13 protein-coding genes and 1 pseudogene are annotated in these 18912 nt (G+C 62.8%); 11 read left to right on the top strand and 3 right to left on the bottom strand.

Annotated elements, in window-relative coordinates; all coding sequences use genetic code 11:
• Positions 1 to 242 precede the first annotated feature (242 nt).
• Entirely contained in the window at positions 243 to 1223 is a 981-nt protein-coding gene (locus OF850_RS17950; protein ID WP_301591720.1) for an IS110 family RNA-guided transposase, read from the bottom strand.
• 388 nt (positions 1224 to 1611) lie between these two features.
• Here OF850_RS17950 and OF850_RS17945 point away from each other — a divergent pair, with 388 nt between their 5' ends.
• The 4 genes and pseudogenes from OF850_RS17945 to glmS all read left to right on the top strand — a co-directional run.
• Positions 1612 to 2436 (top strand): ABC transporter permease, encoded by an 825-nt coding sequence (locus OF850_RS17945; RefSeq protein ID WP_301591719.1) that lies wholly within the window; start codon positions 1612 to 1614, stop codon positions 2434 to 2436.
• A gap of 36 nt (positions 2437 to 2472) precedes the next feature.
• Positions 2473 to 3174 carry an ABC transporter ATP-binding protein gene (locus tag OF850_RS17940; protein ID WP_301591718.1) on the top strand — a complete coding sequence of 234 codons (702 nt, stop codon included), beginning with the start codon at positions 2473 to 2475 and terminating at the stop codon, positions 3172 to 3174.
• Positions 3175 to 3255: 81 nt separating this feature from the next.
• Positions 3256 to 5454, top strand: coding sequence for a glycosyltransferase family 2 protein (locus tag OF850_RS17935; RefSeq protein ID WP_301591717.1), 2199 nt, complete (start codon positions 3256 to 3258; stop codon positions 5452 to 5454).
• 51 nt (positions 5455 to 5505) lie between these two features.
• A pseudogene (gene glmS, locus OF850_RS17930) lies at positions 5506 to 6687 on the top strand (glutamine--fructose-6-phosphate transaminase (isomerizing)); the annotation flags it as partial.
• A gap of 208 nt (positions 6688 to 6895) precedes the next feature.
• Here the strand turns inward: glmS and OF850_RS17925 are convergent.
• Positions 6896 to 8269 carry a hypothetical protein gene (locus OF850_RS17925; protein WP_301591716.1) on the bottom strand — a complete coding sequence of 458 codons (1374 nt, stop codon included), beginning with the start codon at positions 8267 to 8269 and terminating at the stop codon, positions 6896 to 6898.
• 557 nt (positions 8270 to 8826) lie between these two features.
• On the bottom strand, positions 8827 to 9996 hold the full coding sequence (locus OF850_RS17920; protein WP_301591715.1) for an acyltransferase family protein: 1170 nt from the start codon (positions 9994 to 9996) through the stop codon (positions 8827 to 8829).
• Between the two features lie 762 nt (positions 9997 to 10758).
• Here OF850_RS17920 and OF850_RS17915 point away from each other — a divergent pair.
• The 7 genes from OF850_RS17915 to OF850_RS17885 all read left to right on the top strand — a co-directional run bounded on the left by OF850_RS17915 (position 10759) and on the right by OF850_RS17885 (position 18804).
• On the top strand, positions 10759 to 11634 hold the full coding sequence (locus tag OF850_RS17915) for a hypothetical protein (RefSeq protein WP_301591714.1): 876 nt from the start codon (positions 10759 to 10761) through the stop codon (positions 11632 to 11634).
• A 425-nt stretch (positions 11635 to 12059) separates the two neighbouring features.
• Positions 12060 to 13079: a GDP-mannose 4,6-dehydratase gene (locus tag OF850_RS17910; RefSeq protein WP_301591713.1), complete on the top strand. Its 1020-nt coding sequence runs from the start codon at positions 12060 to 12062 to the stop codon at positions 13077 to 13079.
• Between the two features lie 11 nt (positions 13080 to 13090).
• On the top strand, positions 13091 to 13813 hold the full coding sequence (locus OF850_RS17905) for a nucleotidyltransferase family protein (protein ID WP_301591712.1): 723 nt from the start codon (positions 13091 to 13093) through the stop codon (positions 13811 to 13813).
• A 2-nt stretch (positions 13814 to 13815) separates the two neighbouring features.
• Entirely contained in the window at positions 13816 to 14745 is a 930-nt protein-coding gene (locus tag OF850_RS17900) for an NAD-dependent epimerase/dehydratase family protein (protein ID WP_301591711.1), read from the top strand.
• A 146-nt stretch (positions 14746 to 14891) separates the two neighbouring features.
• A complete protein-coding gene (locus tag OF850_RS17895; protein ID WP_301591710.1) occupies positions 14892 to 16796 on the top strand; it encodes a glycosyltransferase in 1905 nt (634 codons plus the stop codon).
• On the top strand, positions 16793 to 18082 hold the full coding sequence (locus OF850_RS17890; protein WP_301591709.1) for a hypothetical protein: 1290 nt from the start codon (positions 16793 to 16795) through the stop codon (positions 18080 to 18082). Before OF850_RS17895 ends, OF850_RS17890 begins: the two co-directional genes overlap by 4 nt.
• Positions 18079 to 18804, top strand: a complete 726-nt coding sequence (locus tag OF850_RS17885; protein ID WP_301591708.1) for a glycosyltransferase family 2 protein — start codon at positions 18079 to 18081, stop codon at positions 18802 to 18804. Before OF850_RS17890 ends, OF850_RS17885 begins: the two co-directional genes overlap by 4 nt.
• The last annotated feature ends 108 nt before the right edge of the window (positions 18805 to 18912 follow it).

The raw sequence follows: 18912 nt of genomic DNA, 5'->3' as shown, positions 1-18912 counted from the left end.
CTGGGCGCCGGCCTGCTGGGCCTCGGCCTCGTGCGCCGCAAGGCCGCCTGACACTTCTTCGTCAGAACACACCAAGGCAGCGCTCCGGTCCCACAAAGGCCGGAGCGTTTCCTGTCCGGGCTAGGCATCGTCACTCTCCAGGAACAGGCTAGCGTACGAACTCGAACTCATTGTGAGCAGCACCGCCCTTGCACTGACCGTAGTCCCGAAACTGATCCGCCCGAAGGGAGAGTTTTCGGGCTTCATCGGCAGCCCTTCCGGGCTGCTTCGGCAGCAAGTTCCTGGGGCGTCAGGTGGCCCGAGCGTGCGGCGATGCGCTCGGCCCATGCCTTCAGCTCGAGCTGTGCCGCCGTGCGGATGAGGATGACGTGTGCGGCCTCGAACAGGAGCTTGCGGACGAGCTTGTCACCGCACTTGGATATGCGGACTGTGGCGTCGACTGATCCCGACTGGTATCGCCGGGGCATCAGGCCGAGGAAGGCCACCACGTCCTTTGAGCGACTGAACCTTGCCGGGTCCTCGATGGCGCCGACAAAGGCGACCGCCGTCACGGCGCCGAGACCGGGTGCGGTGGCGAGGAGCCTGCACGCCGTGTCGTGCTTCGCCGCGACAATCAGCTGACGCTCGAGCTTCATGCGCTCGTCCACCACGGCGCGCCAGGCGCGGAGCATTGCTTCAATCAGACCCAAGAGCGCGACATCGCCCGACGGCAGCACCCGGCGGACCTGCGCTTCAAAGATCGCGCCCTTGCCAGAGCCGACGGCGATCCCAAACGTGCGCAGAGTCTTTCGGTTCTTATTGACGAGCCCGGTTGCCATGCCGACGACCTGCTGCCGTGCGAAGAGAACGGCACGGAGGCGGTGGGTGTCGAGTGCCTTGACCGGGACCTCCCGGTACCACCCAGAGCGGACCAGCCGAGCGAGGCCGAGCGCGTCGTTCCGATCGGTCTTGTTCATTTGCAGCGACAGAGCAGCCTTGGCATGCCGCGTGTGCAAGCATGCCACGGGCACCCCGCGCTCCGTCAACTCGCGCCAGAGCCAAGGCGTCTTCAGCCGGGTCTCCAAACCGACCCGTGTTAGGTCCGGCGGATGGTGCCGGAGAGCCTCGGCGATCGTGTCAGGATCGGTCGGCCGCTGACCCTCCCACAGCTTCTCCCCGCTCTCATCCACCACGCAGATCGCCGTCGCACGAGTGAATACGTCCAAGCCAACATACGTCGTCATCGTCGTTGCCTCTCGCTGCGTCGAGGACGGCGAGGCTAGATCGCGAGCCGCCCCTCGCGATTACGCCATGTGGTTCCGACCAGCCTTCGCGCCGCAGCAGCACGTGCAAGCGCCAGTAGTCGTAGCAAACCCGAGGCTCGGCGCATGATCGAGCGCTGGGGTTCGCTTCACGGGATGTGGTGCGCGCTCGGCTTCCTGGCGGCCCTGATCTTCCTCTGGGGGCCCCACCTCCTGACCACGCCCTCCAGCGAGAGCAGTCAAATGGCGATTGGCCCCAGTCCCACGCCAGATGCCACCAAGATCCGGCACCTGTCTCTTGGCCGAGAGCGGGATAGTAGGCGCCTCCACCAACCTAAGGTATACGGCGCCCATGTTTCAGCAGAGTTCCATGGGCACGGAAATCTACGTCCGAGATGCGGCGGATCCTCGCAAAGCCGCACGGGCTGTCGAGGATCTGGTCGGCGGCTGGAGGCAACGACGGCTCGCCTGGGCGCTGGCTTGGCTCGACACGCGAAACCGTTACAGGGGGTCCGTCTTTGGGCCGTTCTGGCTGACGTTTTCCACGGCCGTGATGGTAGGAGGTTTGGGCGTCTTATACTCGACGCTGTTCAAGCTTGATATACGGCTCTACCTCCCGTTCCTCGCGGTAAGCCTTCTCCTTTGGAACACGATCAATCAAATTACTGCTGAGGCGTGCGCAGCATTCACAAGCGCTGATGCAATTATTCGGCAAATGCGCCTTCCTTATACTGTTCATATTCTGAGAACTGTTTTCAGGACTTTTATTTCAGCCGCCCATAGCCTGCCGCTGATTGCCCTTGTTTTCTTGGTCTGCGGGCATCTGCCTGGCCCTGAGGCCTTCCTCATCGTGCCTGGCTTCCTGATTTTGATCCTCAACGCCATTGCTGGCGCATTTTTCCTGGGATTGCTTTGTGCTCGATTCCGCGACATCCCGCCTATCGTCGCTAACATCATGCAGCTTGCCTTCTTCCTTTCTCCCATTCTGTGGAAGCCGGAACTCCTCGAGGGCGGGCAGGCCTGGCTGTTCCTCAATCCATTCTATGTCCTCATCGAGGTCATCCGAGGCCCGCTTGTTGAAGGCGGCGTTCCACTCAGGGTGTGGGCCGCGGCCGTCGTATATTCGTCCGGCGTGGTTGCCCTCGCCCTCGTGTTCTTTGTCCGGTTTCGCAACCGGCTTGCATTCTGGATCTGAGGACGGCCCGCAATGGCTTTTATTCGGTCCCAGGAGATGACCGTTGAGTTTCCTCTCTATCATCTCGGGGCGCGATCCCTGAAGAAGCGACTCCTCGCGAAATCCTCGAGCCGTTTGCGGGACGATGCGAACCGGGTAGTCGTCTCCGCGCTTCGAGATCTGACCTTCACCATCAACCCGGGGGAGCGCGTGGCGCTCGTCGGCAGCAATGGGGCAGGTAAGACGACCCTCCTGCGCTGCCTCGCAGGCATCTACGAGCCGGTCAGTGGACGTATAGAGATGCAAGGAACGATAGGCGCATTGATCGACCCTGCTGCCGGCATGGATCAGGATGCGACGGGCCGCGAGAACATCGTGCTACGAGGGATGTTTCTTGGACGGACACCGGCTGAGTGCGAGGCTATGGCCGAAGAAGCAGGACAGTTCAGCGGTCTCGGTGAGTTCCTTGATGTGCCGGTGCGGACTTATTCTGCGGGAATGAGCATTCGCCTCGCCTTTGCAGCAGCGACCCTGATGTCGCCGCAGATCCTATTGATGGATGAGTGGTTCCTTGCCGGAGACGCAGACTTCCTGTCTCGTGCGACGACACGTTTGGAACAACTTGTCTCTGATGCCGACATCCTCGTCCTGGCGAGCCACGACATGAATGTCGTGCAGAGATGGTGCACGCGAGTTTTGAAGATGGACCAAGGTCGGATAGTAGTCGACCTGCCGGTCAACGACTTCTTCGCATCGTGACGGTGTCACCCAGTTCCGGGTGTCGGCACTGAGTTTAGGAAGCCGTGCCTCGGCAAGACGGCTGCGGGCCAAGGAAGAACAATGTCAGATCACAAGCCCGCTGGTGCGCCAGCTGACCAGGAGATCAGAGACCTAAGAGCGCGCATTCAGGCGCTGCAGGACGAGCTCCTTCTCGCCGAGCATCGCGCCCTGCACGCTCGTGCACAGGCCGAGCGCTACAAGCGTGTGGCCAAGGAGGCCAATCGCGAGAAAGAAGAGGCCGTCCGCAAGATCGAGGGTGCCTACCGCGTCGCGCGCGAGGCACGCCATGCGGCAGAGGCGGTTCTGAACTCGACGCTCTGGCGCACGATGACCCCTATTCTCGCCACGGCCAAGGCTGTGAAGAGCATGCGTGGCCGGCCCGCCGCGCCGTCCGCGTCAGGATTCGCAAGCCCGCCTGGGGCGTACAGTGAAGCTGCAGCAAATGCGGCAAACGAGCCGTTGCCCCAGGACCGAGGCCCGGCTCTGGATCCCGAATTTTTTGTCCGCTGGATCTCTCACAGCGATGCCCTGACGGATTGGGACCGGGGCGCGATCAAGGAGGACGTGTCCCGCTTCTCTCGGAGACCTGTCATCTCTGTCGTCATGCCGGTTTACAACACCCCGGAGGCAGGGCTCCGGCGTGCTGTCGCGGCGGTTCGAGCGCAGCTCTACGAGAACTGGGAGCTATGCATCGCTGACGACGCTTCGACAGCGGAACACATCCGTCCCTTCCTCGAGGCCAGCGCAGCCCAGGACTCCCGCATCCGCTGGATCGCGCGGCCGACCAACGGGAACATCTGCGCCGCGACGAACTCGGCTCTCAGCCTCGCAGGAGGCGACTACGTGGTCTTCCTGGACCACGACGACATCCTCTCTGAACGAGCCCTCTATGAGATCGCCGCTGCGGTCAACGACGCGCCCGACCTGGAGATCCTTTATTCCGACGAGGACCGGATCGAAGAAAATGGGGACCGGCGGCACACGCCCTATTTCAAGCCAGGCTGGGACCCAGACCTGCTGCTGGGACAGAACTTTGTCTGCCACCTCGCAGCGTATCGCCGCACCCTTGTTGAGGCCGTCGGCGGCCTGCGTGTGGGCTTCGAAGGCAGCCAGGACCACGACCTCATCCTGCGGGCATCTCGTCTCGTTGAGCCGCACCAGATCCGGCATGTGCCCGGGCTCCTCTACCATTGGCGCACACAGAGCGGGAGCTTTTCTTCCGAGCAGCTGGACCGATGCATCCAGGCCGCCCGTGTCGCAGTGAGGGACCACCTCGCCTCAAGGCCCGATGCGGACGGCGCCCAGGTTGTGCCTCATCCGAATGTGCCTGAGTTCCATCGCGTTGTTTGGCCACTTCCGGCGGAGGCCCCGCGTGTGACCACAATCATCGCGACCCGCGACCGCGCTGAGTTACTGCGGAGCGCCACAGCTGGCCTCCTACATCGCACGAATTACGCAAACCTCGAGGTCGTGATCGTTGACAACGGCTCCGAACAGCCAGAAGCACTCACGCTCTTGGAGGAACTGCGGCAGGACCCCCGGGTGCGTGTCCTGCAGGAGCCTGGGCCCTTCAACTATTCGAAGCTGAACAATGTTGGGGCGGCTGCGGCCAGCGGCGAAGTCCTGCTCCTTCTAAACAACGATATTCTTGTTATCGAGCCAGACTGGCTCCGCGAGATGGTGTCCCATGCCATCCGGCCGGGCATCGGCACGGTTGGCGCGAAGCTTCTTTTCCCCGACCGGACCATCCAGCATGCGGGCGTCGTATTGGGTATCGGCGATTTTGCCGACGGCCCCGGAGTTGCGGGTCATTTCGGCCTCGGCGACGAGCAGTCCGATCGTGGCTACTTCTCGCACAATTTCCTGACGCGGACCGTCTCGGCAAATACCGCCGCCTGCCTCACCGTCCGGAGCGAGGTTTTCAGACATGTCGGCGGCTTCAACGAGGTGGACCTCGCCATTTCGTTCAACGATGTCGATTTTTGCCTTCGGATCCAGGATCTCGGGCTTCGACACATCTGGACGCCTTTTGCGCAGCTATATCACCTGGAGTCGGCCTCGCGTGGTCGGGACGATATGACTTCGGAGAGCAAGGTTCGTGCGGAGCGCGAGGGGCGGTACATGCGCGAAAGATGGGGCGCGGTCCTCGACTCAGATCCCTACTACAACCCGCATTTCTCCCGCTGGAACCACTGGTACGAGCTTGAGATCCCCGATCGCATGCCGAAGCGCTGGAAGCGAGATAACCGGGCGACCTGACGGTCCAGGCCTTGGACCTTCTCTGGCTCCTGTTGAGGGGGAAATAGGCTGATGTGCGGCATTGTCGGGATTGTCGGACGGGACGAGGTGGCGCCCAGGCTGCTCGAGGCGCTGCGCCGGCTGGAGTATCGCGGCTATGACAGCGCGGGGCTGGCCACGCTGGTGAACGGCCACATCGAGCGCCGCCGCGCCGAGGGCAAGCTCGGCAACCTCGCCACCGTCTTGGAGCGCGAGGGGCTGGCCGGCACCACCGGCATCGGCCACACGCGCTGGGCCACCCATGGCGCGCCGGTGGAGCGCAACGCCCACCCGCACGCCACCGCGCGCGTCGCGGTCGTCCACAATGGCATCTTCGAGAACTACGCCGAGCTGCGCGCGGAGCTGGAAGCCGAGGGCGCCGTCTTCGAGACCGAAACCGACACCGAGACCTTCTGCCGCCTCGTGGACCACCTGCTGGCGGGGGGCATGGAGCCGGAGGAAGCCGCCGCCGCGGCGCTGAAGCGCGTCCATGGCGCCTTTGCCGTGGCGCTGATCTTCGCCGGGCGGCCCGAGCTGATGATCTGCGCTCGCCAGGGCGCGCCGCTCGCCGTCGGCTTCGGCGAGGGCGAGATGTTCGTCGGCTCCGACGCGCTGGCCCTGGCGCCGCTGACCCGCCGCATCGCCTATCTGGAGGAGGGCGACCACGCCATCCTCGACTGCGGCAGCGCGCGCTTCTTTGACGTGGATGGCGAAGAGGTGGAGCGCGAGATCCGCACCACCGCCGTGTCCGGCGCCGCGACGGGCAAGGGCAACTACCGCCACTACATGGAAAAGGAGCTGCACGAGCACCCGGCGGTGCTGGGCGACACGCTGCGGCAGTACCTGGACCCCAAGACGCTGGAAGTGCGGCTGCCGCGCCTGCCCTTCGACCCCGCCCGCGTGCCGCGCCTCACCGTCTCGGCCTGCGGCTCCGCCTTCCTGGCCGGGCAGGTGGGGCGCTACTGGATCGAGCGCCTGGCGCGCATCCCCGTGGATGCCGACGTGGCGAGCGAGTTGCGCTACCGCGACCCGCCTTTGTCCGAAGGGGGCGCGGCCATCCTCGTCTCCCAGTCCGGCGAAACGGCGGACACCATGGCGGCGCTGAAGCTGCTGCGTGAGCGGGGGCAGAAGGTGCTGTCCGTCGTGAACGTGCCCGAAAGCTCCATGGCGCGCGAAAGCGACGCGACGGTGCTGACCGTGGCGGGGCCGGACTTGCCACGCGTGTCCATGCACGAAGCATACAGCGGGGCTGAGGAGGCAGGCAGTCGCACGCGCCCGTTCGTGCGGCGCCGACTGCCACGCCTGCATGCCCGCCCCAGCTTGGCATGCTTCGCAAAGCCCCTAGGACGAAGGAAAGGAAGCGCTGCAACGCGCCGGCCCTGGTCTCAGACGAGACCACGAAACCGCGCTGGCACAACCAAACTCAAATCACATCCACATAGAAGACCGTGCCATCGTTTTTGAAGTGAGGCAGGCTCGCGAGAACCGTGTCCCGCTCGAATTCTGAGGTGGTGTAGAGGTGCGTTCCTGTCTGACTGTTGAACAGCCTGAACACCTCTTCCTGCGCGCCCAGATCATGTGTGTAGGCCTGGTAAGCGACTCCCTCGAACCGGTAGTGCGGCAGGTTCTCGAGGATGCTGTCACGCTCCACGGTGCTGGCCGTGTACAGATGGCCGCCGGCCTGGGTATGGAAAAAGCGGAAAACGGGGGCTGTGCCCGCGCTTCCTTCTGGGGCCGTGCGAAAGGACCCGCCTTCGAAGGCGAACTCGGGCATGTTCTGCAGGATCCAGTCAACCTCGACGCTGTTCGTCGTGTAAAGATGTGCGCCTGTCACCTTGTTGAAGAGTCGCGAGACGAGAGCACCCTGGCTGGCGGCTGGCCCCAAACCGCTTGGAGGCCCGCTCGGTTCAGGGAAAGGGAATTGATCGGGCGATGAGCTCGGCAAGGAGGGCAGCGCCTGCACGTCGACCGCCTCGCTCTCGGTGAAGAAGATCCGCTCGATGCCGGTTCCGTGATTGACTTCACCGGTGAGGAGGTTCTGCATCCAGAGATGGTCCTCCTGACGCACGACTTGCCAGGCCTCACGGCTTCCAGTGAGCACCGCGGTGTCGAAACCGAGCCCACCATGCAAGGTATTGCTCCCGCCGCCGGCAATGAGGACGTCATCTCCATCGCCGCCGATGAGAAGGTCATTCCCATGCTGCCCATCGAGAGTATCGCTTCCGACGCTACCGATGAGAGTGTTATTGCCCCCATCACCGATGAGGATGTCATTGAGGCTGGTGCCTATTACGTTCTGAAAATTGTGGATCTGGTCGGTGAACCCCCAGGCGTCGCGGGCGAAGAAGCGCGAAAGGTCCACATGCACGCCCATCTGCACCTCGCCCAGGAAGACGAGGGTGTTCAGCCCAGCACCGCCATCGAGGTAGTCGTCACCGGCGCCGCCGCAGACCGTGTCGTCCTGCGGGCCGAGGCGGATCTGGTCCTCCTTCGGGCCGCCGACAAAGACCGAGAAATTCGCCAGATGGTCGATGCCCCAGAGCACGCCGTCGAGGCCGAACTTATGAACCAGTACGGGGAAATCAGCTACGCCAGACTGCCAGACATGGATCCGCGCGCCATTGCCAGCGTGATATCGGTTCACGCCGGCGCTCCCATCCAACGTGTCGTCGCCGTTGGAGGCGTAAATCAGGTCATCCTGCGCGGTGAAGGTGCCCGAGACGAAGGCGGACGACACGCCAGGGACGATCACGTCGTCCTCGACCGAACCCGTGACCACGTTGACACTACCGCTCATGATCCCCACCCCGCGCCCCGCTACCGGGTTGCATGCAAGACTGGCACTTCACGCACTGGTTATGGGATTAGCCGCGACAACGCATCGGTGATTATCCTTACTCAACCATAAATTGTTGTTGCAGCACCGAACCCCGCGCCTGTTCGGCTGAGGACGCCAAGCTCTCAGCTGGCCTTTTTGCGCCACCGAAACTGCCGCCCGTTGAGCGACCGAAGAGGCGCAATGCACAGCCTTTGGAGAAATGTGGTAGACATCTCAAGCGTGGCATCGTCCAGACCGGATTCGAAGCGCGTCTTGACGAGCTTCAAACTCATTTGCATTCGAGGCCACATAGGGCGCGGAGGTCATCTTGATCCGCGCACACGGGACACTCCGCCCTGCCGGCGAGAAGGCTTTTTTCTCGACGACCGATGGTGCGACTTGCCAGGGCGAAGCGTTATTTTCGTCTCCATGGCTCCATTCCCGTCCCTTGGCGAGCTGCCGGAACAAGGGACGATGTCTTGCGGCGGTTCTGATGGACGAGGGCATCGCCGTGGTGCTCCCCGTCTCAACCCGCGTCAGGTGGAAGAGGCGGACTCGGGAGTGATAAGCCGCGCTTCGGGCGAAACTGATGCGGAAGCCTTCCGGAACCAGGGCCTTCGGCCAGTAAGACGGGAATGCATCGGCACCTCCACGCCGTGATGGAGGAGCGCTGCCAGCGCGATGCAAGCGCCAAACGCCAGTATTGGCCCGGCCGGATCGATGAGGCCTTCGATGCGCTTGAGGTAGAACCACTTCATGGTGATCTGGTGCACCATGTAAAGCGCGAAGCTGATCTCTCCGAGCCAGACCAGGGGCCTTGTTGATAAAACGTGCCCGATCAAACCTTTGCCCTTCGAAAATACCGCGATCACCAGCGCGAAGGCGAAGCATGATCCACCGACTGTAAACCACCTGAGCAGAATGCTCGGCGCCTTCTGAAGTAGAAGGCCATACACGGCGGGAAAGCCATAAACGAACCACGCCACCAAGATGAGAAGAGCCGCTGCCTCGGCTGCCGTCTGGAGCCAAACACTGATGTTCGCATTTCTCCAGCGGTGAGAGAGGGCGTAAGCACTCATCCCAACCACAAACTCAGCTAGGCGAAACAAGGGAGAGGAATAGGTCAAAAATTCCTGCCCCAGCGAAGTAAAATTGTTCACCACTGGAACTGAAAACACGTCGAAGGCAATGCCATAGAGCAAGATAAACCCGAAACACCCGAATAGTTTTATATGCCAAGTCCCCCGCAGACCGAGGAGAAGCATCGGAAAGGCCAAGTAGAATCCGATCTCTGTCGAGATCGACCACGAGACCGAATTCCAGGAGAACACATAGAGTTCGAATGGGATGATCGAATGAACGAGAAAGAGATTCGCGACCATCGCCAGACGAGGGTCAAACCAGCCTGTGCCAGGAAGTTGTTGGCTGTCTGGACGTATGAACAGCAGCACCATCAGGAGCGTCGCCGCATGGACAGGCCAAAGTTTCGCGAAGCGCGCCCACATGAAGCGATTGTAGCTGGTCGGACGCTGGCTATAGACATGCGTCAGAATGAACCCGGACAGTACGAAGAAGAAGCTCACCCCATACACCAGGGGAAATCCTCGAAAGACGCTAGCCCATGGAAAGTAAAGCATGGAGTGCAGCATCACGATCGAAAGGGCCGCGAAAAAGCGTAGCGAAGTAAGCGGCTTAAGGATCTCCACTGATGACTGCACCGGGAAACTCCACCTTCTTCGGTTCAACGTATAGAGCTAGCCGAACTTGGCCCCGATCCTTAACCAAGCCTGAGGGAGAGGCTGGCCATGGGGGAAACGCTGGCAGCGTAATCCGACGTCTGACGCTGGTTAGGGGTTTGTGCAACCTCCCCCGACAGCCTTGTGCGCGGGTAACGAGGTGAAGCCCTGCCGGTGGGGTCATCCTCGGACTTTGGCCATGCACCGGTCGGGGGCAAACAGGGTAGGCGGTCTCAGCGGTGCCGAAAGGTGGCCTTCACGCCTGAAGGCCCCATCCTCCTAGTGACGCGAAGGGGGACGCTCATGCAACCTCCCACGTTCCACCTCCGTCGAACACTACAACGGCCGAACCAGCAGGCGAGCGCCTTCAGAGCCTGCTACGGGCGGGATACGCGGCCAAAGCTGGTCTCGCAGCGTGAGACACGGGCATGGCACTGTACTGAAACCGGCGGGCGAGAGGATCTCATTGCAATCCTGGCCCAATTTTAGGCTCATAAACCCTCAAACGCTGGCCAATGCCAAGGACGCTCTTTGCCCAACCGGATCCTTTTCGACATTTCCGCACATGGCAGGGGCCATCTCGCGCAGACGGCGGCCGTCATCGCTGGCCTGCGGGCTCTAGAGCCCGAGCTAGAGGTCCTGGTGCGATCTGGAAGCCCCAGGAGCCTCGTCGAGACGCGGACCGGCCCCCTCGCCGGCTTCCTGTCATCCCAGACGGATTATGGCTTGGTCATGGGACCTGACCTGCAGGTCGATCGCGCTGCCACCCGCGCCTACTACTGCAAAATCCACAGCAATCTCGCGGGACACATTGCCGATCTTTCTGAGCAAATTCGGGATCTGAAGGCCGAACTCGTCGTCTCGAACGCAGGTTATATCGCCATCGAAGCTGCATCGGCCGCCCGGGTGCCGACCTGCCTGGTATGCTCTCTGTCCTGGGATGAGCTTCTTTTGAGCTTGTTGCCAGACGAGATTGGCCAGTCCCGGATTATCGCTGAGATCGTGAGGGGGTATGAAAAGGCCGATCTTTGCTTCCGGCTGGCCCCGAGAATGCCCATGCCAGCCATCCGAGGCGTAGATCTGGCCGCAGCAATCGGAATGCGGGGAAAGAATATACGAGACGCACTCCTGGATTACTTTCCATCGAAGCCGACTTCAATTGTTTTGTTGGCTTTTGGTGACTGGGATGTGGCGCGCCCGCCAGCGCTCGAGACGAGAAGCGATGTTCTGTTCCTCGTCCCTGAGCGGTGGAAGTCCGCATCAGGTGACGTCATGGGCGTCGACGATCTTCCGTTCCCGTTCAGGGATATCCTGGCGTCTGTCGACCTCGTCGTCAGCAAATCGGGCTATGGGATCGTGACGGAACTTGCCTTGGACGGGCGAGCCAGCTTGCTCCTGGAGCGTGCAGATTGGCCCGAGGAGCCCTATTTGCTCCGGTGGCTCGGGCGCTACGCGCCCTTTGAGCAGCTCTCAGCGATGGCCGACCTCACACTGGAGCGCGTCAGGGATTCGCTTCGCGGTGCGCGTGCACTCGCACCGCTTGAGCCGGCGCTGGGAGGGGGCGAATTGCAGATCGCAAGAGCGATCCTCGAACGCCTCAACAGCTAAGCCACGCCGCACGCGGCGGGACAACGCATGCGTTCGAGCATCTTGCGGTCCGAGCAGACCCGTCCGCTTGGGCCCGGGCCAGGGGTAAGCACGCGCCTCAGGGCCAGCAGCGCCAGGAACAGGCAGGGGCGGCTCCAGCATCCCGCATTGCCCGAAGATCAGCGCCGCCGCCTGCCGCTCCGCCACCAGGGCGCAGAACCCCCGAAGCGGGATACACGTCCGCGCCGTGCTTGGCTTGCGCCCGCGCTTATCGTCGGACCAACCTCACCTCTGCAGCGGCCCCTTCAGAATGGCCAAAAGTGATACAGCCGGAGGCGATGGGAGGACCCTGCTCTCCATGGGGCTCTTCGCCTTGACCGGCCAGGGAAATCCGGCGAGACAAGGCGCGCTCGACGGTAGGGTCGCGGTTTCCTGGAGATCTGAAGATGGCGCTTGGATTGCTCGAGGCGGAGAAGCGCATTGCTGGCAAGAAAGTCCTGGTCACGGGCGCCGGAGGCTTCATCGGGAGCAACCTGACGGAGCGACTGGTGCGGGCCGGCGCAAAGGTCCGTGCGATGGTGCACTACAATGCGCTGTCGAGCTGGGGCAATCTTGAGTTCCTTCCCCGCGATGTGCTGCAGGAAGTCGAAGTCGTCGCAGGCAATGTCGAGGACGGCGATTTCATGTTCAGCGCCGCCCAGGACCAAGAGGTCATTCTCCACCTTGCTGCGCTGATCGCGATCCCGTTCTCCTATGTGGCGCCACGCTCCTACGTCCGGACGAACGTGGAAGGCACCCTCAACGTGCTTGAGGCCGCGCGCCGCCTGGGCGTCCAGCGCGTCGTGCACACCAGCACATCGGAGGTCTATGGCACGGCTCAGCGAGTGCCCATCGACGAGGACCATCCTCTGCAGGGGCAGTCGCCCTATTCAGCCTCGAAAATCGGGGCCGACAAGATCGCCGAGAGTTACTGGCGCTCTTTTGGAACTGAGGTCGTCACGCTGCGGCCGTTCAACACCTTCGGCCCCCGGCAGTCCGCGCGGGCCTTCATTCCAACGGTCATCTCGCAGGCACTCTCCGATGGGCCCGAGATTCGCCTCGGGGCCTTGGACCCGGAACGGGACATGACTTTCGTGTCGGACACCGCAGCTGGGTTCATTCTGGCAGGAATTGCTGACGGCGTGGCCGGCGAAACCATCAATCTCGGCACCGGCCAAACGGCTTCGATCGGTGAGATCGCCAAGCGTATCCTCGCACTCATGATATGCGAGAAGCCCCTCACCCAAGACAGCACTAGACTGCGTCCGAAGCTCAGCGAGGTCATGCGCCTCGTTTCAGACAACTCGAAGGCACAACGTCTTCTCGGCTGGGCGCCCCGTGTTGATCTCGATGCCGGCCTCCTTGAGACCATCGACTTCATGCGGGAGCATAAGAGCCTTTACCGCCCCACAACATACACGGTCTGATGAGAAGCGCGATGAAGGCAGTCATCATGGCGGGCGGTCGGGGAACACGGCTTGGCCCCTATACGGCCCTGTTCCCAAAGCCCCTGGTGCCGCTTGGCGAGGGGATGCCGGTGCTTGAACTCCTGTTGCGCCAGCTCCGTTCGGCTGGGGTCGAGGAGGTAATCCTGGCCGTGAATCACCTTCACCATCTTCTGCGGGCCTTTTTCGGCGACGGAGAGCGGATTGGCTTGCGGATCCGCTACAGCCTCGAAGACAAGCCCCTGGGCACGGCAGGCCCTCTCGGTGCCGTGCTCGACGAAGTCGGAGACACATTCTTTGTCACCAATGGTGATCTGCTGACGACGCTCGACTTTAAGTCGATGCTGCAGGAGCACGAACAAACCGGTGCCGCAGCGACGGTTGCAAGCTTTCGCCGGGAGGTGAAGATCGATTTTGGCCTTCTTGAGACCGACCCCAAGATGCGGATGACCGGCTACATCGAGAAACCTTCCTATCCGCACCTTGTGAGCATGGGCTGCTACGTGCTTCAGCGCGAGGCGGTTCGAAATCATGTCCAGCCGGGTGCGTATCTCGACATGCCCGACCTCATGCGAGCCCTAGTGCGCGACGACCACCATGTTCACTGCCACGCGCCTGATTGCAGGTGGCTCGATATCGGCAGGCCCGACGACTATGCCACTGCGCAGGAGCTTTTCCAGAACTCGCGCAACATTTTCCTATCGGACGAGGGATAGCCATGTCCCGGCCGCGGTTCCTGGTCACTGGAGCGAACGGCTTCCTGGGCACGCACGTGCTCGCGGCTCTCCAGGCCCTGGATATTCCGGTCTGGGCACTTGGAAGGAATGCGCCGCAGTCCGTGCGCCCCGAGCAGTGGCTGCCGCTTGAGGATCCCGGCGACGCGCCCGCCATGCAGCTGGCTCTCGAGAAGGCTCAGCCCGAGGTCATCGTGCATCTTGCCGGTGCGGCAGTTGGCCCTCTACCGGAGCTTTACCGAGTGAACGCGATCTATGGCGCGACACTTCTCGCCGCTGCCAGCAAGGTGGTACCTGCTGCGCGCGTTGTTCTCGCCGGCTCCGCGGCGGAGTACGGTCCAGTGGAAGCAGATGCGCTCCCGGTGACGGAAGAAACTCCGCACAGACCTCGTGATGGCTACGGCATCACGAAGCTCGCGCAGACGCATCATGCGCTGGCTTCGTTGGAGCGGGGTCAGAACTTGGTGGTCGCTCGCCTCTTCAACTTCGTAGGGCCGCACATGCCAGGCCATCTCGCGCTAGGGGCCTTTGGACGCCAGGTTGCGGCAATGCCCCCGGAGGGTGGCGTGCTGCGCACGGGCGACCTCTCCACCGAGCGGGATTTTCTTTCGGTTCATGCGGTGACACAGGTCCTCCTCGCGCTGGCGAAGCGGCAGGACGTAACCGGGGTGCTCAACGTCTGTTCCGGAGTGCCGACCCGCCTGCGGAGCCTCGTTGACGAGTTGGTGAGGCAGTGTCCTTTTCCGGTCGAGGTTCAGGAGGATCCAGGGCGTGCGGGCGTCACTTCCGTCCGCCGGCACTACGGAAGTGCGGAGCGCTTGAAGAGCCATGGAATTGAACCTCCTGCCTTCGACCTCCGCACGGTGATGGCCGAGCTTGCAGTGTCGGTGCGTCCGCAGCGCCCCGCGCCTTGAATTTGGAGGCTTCCGGTGCCAGAGGCCCCCCTTCCCTTGCCGCCTCACACGAATTTCGTCCAAGGCGCCGCAGCCGCAGCGGAGCTTCCGACCCATGATTCGGGTGGGTTCAGCCGATGAGCAGTTCTGCGAGCGGATCGGCCCCTATGTTCAGCGTGGTCATCCCTTGCTTCAACTATGGAGACTACGTTGCCGAGGCGGTCGGCTCGGTGCGTGCGCAGACCTTGAAGGACCACGAGATCATTGTGGTCGAAGGTGGCTCGACCGATGGAAGCACGCCGGAGCGCGTTGCGGCCCTGGCAGACGGAACGGTCCAGGTGCTGGTGCAATCGCAGCCCCATAGGGTCGGCGCGAACCGGAACCTCGGAATCACCCACGCGCGCGGGAAGTATATCGTCTGCCTTGATGCGGACGACATGCTGCATCCCACTTACCTCGAAAAGGCTGCCTACCTACTCGAACGCCGCGGCGCAGATGTCGTCTCCGCTGGCATGGAACTGTTCGGCGCGGAGACGGGCACACTCTCCATCGTGCGTCGTCCTGACCTAGCAACACTCCTTTCGGGCAACCACGTCCTGACTTGCGCTGCGTTCCGTCGCCACTTCTGGGAGACGGCGGGAGGCTTCCGTGATGATGCCGGTGGCTCGGACGGGCATGTCCATGAGGATTGGCTCTTTTGGACTCGTGTTGTCGCGCTTGGAGCGAAGGTGGTGAATCTCGCCGATGACTTCCTGCTTCGGTACCGGGTGCATGCGGCCAGCCTGAGCCGGAGTGCCTCTGTCCTGCCTATGGACAAGCAAGCGGCCCTGGTTCGGGCAGGGAACGCAGATGTGCTGACCGACGAGGCCATCGGCACATCGCGGGCCCTGAAGGCGCGAAGGGCGGCGTTTCCAACGTTGCCGCACCCAGCAAGCGAGGCACATACGAAACCGGTCCTTCTCATCGCCGTTCCGTGGCTCGTTCTCGGTGGTGCGGAGAGGCTCCTCGCCGAGGTTGTCCGCCATCTCGTCGGCGAGGGATGGGAGATCAACATCATCTCGACGCTGAGCCCGGGGCCCGAGGCAGGCAACACCACTGATTGGTTTACCCGTCACACGGATCGTGTCTTTGACTTGCCTCGTTTCCTCGAGGAAGAGGATTGGGCCGACTTCATCCTGTCGACGATCGCGGGACGTCGGGTCAGCACCTTACTGATCGCCGGGAGCACCTTCACCTACCGCATGTTACGTCGCATCCGGGTCCAGTTCCCCCACCTCAAGGTGGTGGACCTTCTCTTCAACACGGTCGGGCACACGAACGACAACCGCCGCTACAAAAGGTTGATCGACCTCACGATCGTCGAGAACGACGAGGTCCGCGGCTGGCTGCTTCAGCGTGGAGAGAGGACGGATCGGGTCCGACTTGTGAAGAGTGGCATCGATCTCACGATGGCTCACCCGAATCTCAGAACAAGCGCAACACGCCGCGCCCTTGGAATGCCGGAGGACGGAGTCGTGGTGGGATTCGCCGGGCGGTGGTCAGAAGAAAAGAATCCGCTCGGTTTCCTGGACCTCGTGATCGCCTGCCCGCCTGATTGGGACATCCACTTCGTCATGGCGGGAACGGGCCCGCAGCGCGCCCAGGTCGAGGCCCGGATCGCAGGAGCGCCTGCAGCCTATCGCCGCCTTCACCTCCTCGGCTTGGTCGACGACCCGCTCTCCCTTCTTGCAAATGTTGATCTGCTGGTGCTGCCCTCCCTGCTGGATGGCCGGCCGACTGTTGTTCTGGAAGCACTCGGGGTCGGCACGCCAATTCTCGCCTCGGAAGTGGGCGGCTTGCCCGAGCTTGTTCGGCCCGGCGAGACGGGGTGGCTCGTGGAGCCCGGAAATGTCCCAGCGATGCTGGAGGTGTTGAGGCAGATCCGGGAGCGATCAGGGCTGCTTGCCGAGATGCGCAGTCGGGCTCGCTCTCACGCGATGATCGAGGCCGACCTTGGCAAAATGACCGCGGCCTTCGAGTCGGCACTTGACCCCGAGCCGGCACGCGCCCGTCCTTTGGAAGCCCTTCCGTGAGGTTTCGCGAACGACTCAAGCGCGCGATCATCCGGCGCCTCGTGGCCCGCATGCCTCCCGATGCGCACGTCGCCACGGAAAGCCCGGAGTTGCGGACAAGGCTCGAGGCTGTCTTCGACGCCCCCTTTTATCTGGCTGCGCAGCCAGATGTGGCTCGTGCGGGCGTTGCCCCGCTCGAGCATTATCTGGAGCATGGCTGGCGGGAGCTGCGCGATCCCTCACCCGCCTTCGATGTTTCCTGGTACCTCAGCACCTATGCCGACGTGGCCCGCGCTGGCGTGGAACCCCTTTCCCATTATCTGCAGCACGGAGGCGCAGAGGGGCGCAGGCCCGCCCCCAATTTTGACCCGGATTTCTACCTGTCCCAGCTACCGGACGCCCCGACGGGGCTCGAGACCCCTCTCGAGCATTTCCTGCGAGTCGGGGCGGCGCTCGGACTGAGGATCCACCAGGTTGACGTAGCCCAGATCTCCATGACGCGCGCTGCCCAGATCGAGGCGAGCGGGTGGAGTCCGTCTCAGGCCCTTCTTGGCCTGGCAGCGCAAACGCTGACCGCGCACGCTGGGACGGAACCCGCGCTGGCAGCACTCGAAGGGACGCTTTCGGAGCTTCCTTTCCTGCCGCATACGCCGCATTCACTGGACCGGAAATGGCGGGAAATCTTTCAGTCGCTGCGGTCCCGGCCTCATGTCTTGGTACTCGTGGACCGCATCGACGACCGGGAGGTCTCCGACTTCCTGGACGGCTTCGCGCGCGCAGCGGACGAGGCAGGCTGCCTGCCCAATGCCTTCGTGCTTGCGGTGGACGAGGCCGAGCCATCGGTCGGCCTCGACCTATCGTCTGATTTGGACTGGATGTCACTGTCCGAGTTCGACCCGCCAAATTCGCGCGAAACCCGCGAAGCGCTTGTGGCAGCCCTTCTCTGGTCCATTCGTCCGCCGGTCGTGATTGCCTTCCGGACGGAGATTGGGTTGCACGTTCTGCGCCGGTACAGCACCCAGCTTCGGCGCCATCTGCGCATTGTGGTCGCCCTGGTTTCGCCTGAGGGATCCGATCGTCCTGCCGCGCTGGCCGGTGCCCTGTCGCATCTCGAATTCGCGGACCTGGTGCTGGCTGGAAGCCATGGTATCACCGAGGACGAGCGACTGACCCACGGCCTTCCCAAAGAGGCCGCCACGCGCGTGCTGCCGCTCGACATGGAGGTCGGAGGGGGAGACAGGACCTGGGACAGGCTCGCTGCGCTTCTAAGGGTAGATGTCCCCCCGGATCCGAGGAGTGTCCTGTGAAGGTCACGGCGGTCGTCAACATGCACCGGGAAAAGTGGCTAGCGAACTCGGCGCTCCGGAGCGTCCAGCGAAATCTCGCGGCCCTGGACAACGCGGGTCTCGCCGCTGAGGTCATCCTGCTTCTCGACACCCCTGATGACCTCACGCGGGCGTTCGCCCGAGAGTTCTGTCCCGCTCATGGCCGACTGCTTGAAGTGTCGTGCCGCGACCTTGGCAGCGCCCGAAACGCAGCCGTTGCGGAAGCAAGGGGCGACTACATCGCCTTCCTCGATGCCGACGACATCTGGGGCGATGAATGGCTCCTCCGAGCCCACCGGGCGGCCCAGGAGGCAGGCGAAGACGTCGTCTGGCATCCCGAAGCGTCGATCTTTTTTGGCACCGCAGAGCCATACTGGCTCGTTCATCGTGACGACGACGTCCTGGGTGCAGATTGGCAAACACTGGCCCTTCGCAATCACTGGACGTCGCTGTGCTTCGCCCCGCGCTGCCTCTTTGACCGCGTCCGCTACCAATCCGTGGAGATCGAGAAAGGGCTCGGCTATGAAGACTGGGCCTTCAACATGGCGGCTGTCGCGGCAGGCTACCACCACCGGGTGGTGCAGAGCACGCTCCACCTGGTTCGCATGACCCCGGACTCTCTCGTGCGGAGGAGCGCGCGCCACGATATCCTAGTCGCTCCGACGCAGCTGTTCATCGATCGGGTTGGGCGGGGCGATCGGTAATCCTCGCGCGCAGCACTCTTTTCCCTGTGCTAAGGCTGCGGTGCCGAGCCGACTCGAGCCTACAGGGGAAACTCGGTACGGACACAGACGCCCTTCCCCGCGGCCAAG

The organism is Sabulicella glaciei (assembly GCF_026183895.1).
Lineage (GTDB): Bacteria > Pseudomonadota > Alphaproteobacteria > Acetobacterales > Acetobacteraceae > Roseococcus > Roseococcus glaciei.
Note: the sequence above shows the minus strand (reverse complement) of the source record. Positions and strands in the feature narration are given on the sequence as shown.

What these genes read in the sequence shown, in the direction of transcription:
- OF850_RS17950 (WP_301591720.1), bottom strand. Translation starts at nt 1,223, where the DNA reads ATGACGACGTATGTTGGCTTGGACGTATTCACTCGTGCGACGGCGATC.
- OF850_RS17945 (WP_301591719.1), top strand. Translation starts at nt 1,612, where the DNA reads ATGGGCACGGAAATCTACGTCCGAGATGCGGCGGATCCTCGCAAAGCC.
- OF850_RS17940 (WP_301591718.1), top strand. Translation starts at nt 2,473, where the DNA reads ATGACCGTTGAGTTTCCTCTCTATCATCTCGGGGCGCGATCCCTGAAG.
- OF850_RS17935 (WP_301591717.1), top strand. Translation starts at nt 3,256, where the DNA reads ATGTCAGATCACAAGCCCGCTGGTGCGCCAGCTGACCAGGAGATCAGA.
- OF850_RS17925 (WP_301591716.1), bottom strand. Translation starts at nt 8,269, where the DNA reads ATGAGCGGTAGTGTCAACGTGGTCACGGGTTCGGTCGAGGACGACGTG.
- OF850_RS17915 (WP_301591714.1), top strand. Translation starts at nt 10,759, where the DNA reads ATGGGACCTGACCTGCAGGTCGATCGCGCTGCCACCCGCGCCTACTAC.
- OF850_RS17910 (WP_301591713.1), top strand. Translation starts at nt 12,060, where the DNA reads ATGGCGCTTGGATTGCTCGAGGCGGAGAAGCGCATTGCTGGCAAGAAA.
- OF850_RS17905 (WP_301591712.1), top strand. Translation starts at nt 13,091, where the DNA reads ATGAAGGCAGTCATCATGGCGGGCGGTCGGGGAACACGGCTTGGCCCC.
- OF850_RS17900 (WP_301591711.1), top strand. Translation starts at nt 13,816, where the DNA reads ATGTCCCGGCCGCGGTTCCTGGTCACTGGAGCGAACGGCTTCCTGGGC.
- OF850_RS17895 (WP_301591710.1), top strand. Translation starts at nt 14,892, where the DNA reads ATGTTCAGCGTGGTCATCCCTTGCTTCAACTATGGAGACTACGTTGCC.